Here is a 1,824-nt window from a genome sequence, read left to right on the forward strand (position 1 = left end):
GCACAGGCCTGTGCCGACCTCAAGGCAAACTGCCGACTCTGTGGTGCAAACCGCCGACAGCGCCGCGAACTGCCGACGGCGCGGCACTCACAGCGCGCCAGCAGCAGGACGGCGGCAGCAGGACGGCGGCAGCATCCGACCTGCGGACGGCGTCCGCACACAACTGGTGCGCGGACGGTCGGGCCACCGGCGTCGAACCGATCTAACGTTGGACCGGAATCACCCGCGAGCCGCCCGGCGAGGGCCAGGGCCTTTACACAGGGCCGCGAGATGGCGACAATTCACCCGTCGAGTTTCGATCGCCCGGAGGTTCAACGTGGTACTTCCTCGCTTCAGCCCGCTCAAGCTTGTCGCCGGTGCGGCGGCCGCCGCCTTCGCCGCCGGCGCCCTCGCGGTCGCCCCCGCGGTCGCGGCACCGGCCGACGACGGCGCCCCCGCCGTCACCGCTCCCGGAGACGCGGCGACCCGCGCCGACGCACTCAATGCCGACGCAGCCGCCGACGACGCCGCCATCCAGACGACCGTCCGGCCGAGCCTCGTGCTCGACCGCGACTTCCCCGACCCCGACGTGTCGAAGTTCGGGAGCACCTACTACGCGTACGCCACCAACCAGGGCAAGAACCTGCCCTGGGCCACCGCACCCGACCCGGACGGGCCGTGGACCTTCCAGTCCACCGACGCCCTGCCGACCCTCGGCGCGTGGGCCAAGACCGGGCGCACCTGGGCGCCCAACGTCTCGCAGCGCGCCGACGGCAAGTACCTCCTCTACTACACGGCCTGGCACAACGCGTCGGGCCGCCAGTGCATCGGCGCGGCGCTGGCCGACTCCCCCGGCGGCCCGTTCGTCCCCGTCGGCAGCGATCCGCTGATCTGCCCGCTGGAGGCGGGCGGCGCGATCGACGCGTCCAGCTTCGTCGACGCCGACGGCACCCGGTACATCCTGTGGAAGAACGACGGCAACGCCATCGGCGCCACCACCTGGATCCACGTGCAGCGCGTGGCCGCGGACGGCCTCACGTTCCAGGGCGGCGCCACCCAGGTGCTGCGCAACGACCGGGCCGACGAGGCCGGCATCATCGAGGCGCCCGTCGTGACCAAGGTGGGCGGCAAGTACGTGCTCTTCTACTCGGCGGGCCCGTACAGCACCAACTCGTACGGCACGAACTACGCGGTGGCCGACTCGATCACCGGCCCGTACACCAAGGCGTTCCGGTTCCTCATGACCACCGACTCGCTCGACGGCGCGGTGTCCGGACCTGGCGGCGCCGACGTGCTGCGGGACGCCGGGGGCGACAAGCTCGTCTTCCACGGGCACCGGGACGCGGGCGGGCGCGGCATGTACGTCGCCGACCTCGGCTGGGCGAACGGCAACCCCGTGGTGCGCGGCAGCCGGGTGCGCTACGAGGCCGAGCGCGGCACCCTGAACAACTGCACGGTCCGCGAGAACGCGGCCGGCGCGTCGGACGGCAAGGTCGCCGCGTACATCGACCACGCCGACAGCTGGGTCGACGTCGGCTCGATCTACGTGCCGACGTCCGGCAGCTACACGCTGCACGTTGGCTACGCCAACGGCTCGGCCGTGACGGCGTCGCACACGGTCACGGTCAACGGGGCGTCGGCCGGGACGATCAGCTACCCGATCACCGGCTGGGACAACTGGCAGCAGTCCAGCAAGGACATCACGCTCCAGGCCGGCTGGAACACCATCCGACTCGGCAAGGGGACGGCGTTCACGGAGCTGGACTACATCGAGGTCGCGTAGCCGACGACGGCCGCCGCGGCCCACACACCCGCCAGCCCAGCGATTGTGCCCGGAACAACGCC

The 1,824-nt window shown here is 71.7% G+C and carries 1 protein-coding gene; it reads left to right on the forward strand.

Annotated elements, in window-relative coordinates; translation table 11 throughout:
* The first annotated feature begins 316 nt into the window (after positions 1 to 316).
* Positions 317 to 1,762 (forward strand): family 43 glycosylhydrolase, encoded by a 1,446-nt coding sequence (locus ACFWEJ_RS28605; RefSeq protein WP_377232541.1) that lies wholly within the window; start codon positions 317 to 319, stop codon positions 1,760 to 1,762.
* Positions 1,763 to 1,824: the final 62 nt, after the last annotated feature.

The sequence above is a fragment of the Promicromonospora sp. NPDC060204 genome (genome assembly GCF_042728455.1).
Lineage (GTDB): Bacteria > Actinomycetota > Actinomycetes > Actinomycetales > Cellulomonadaceae > Promicromonospora.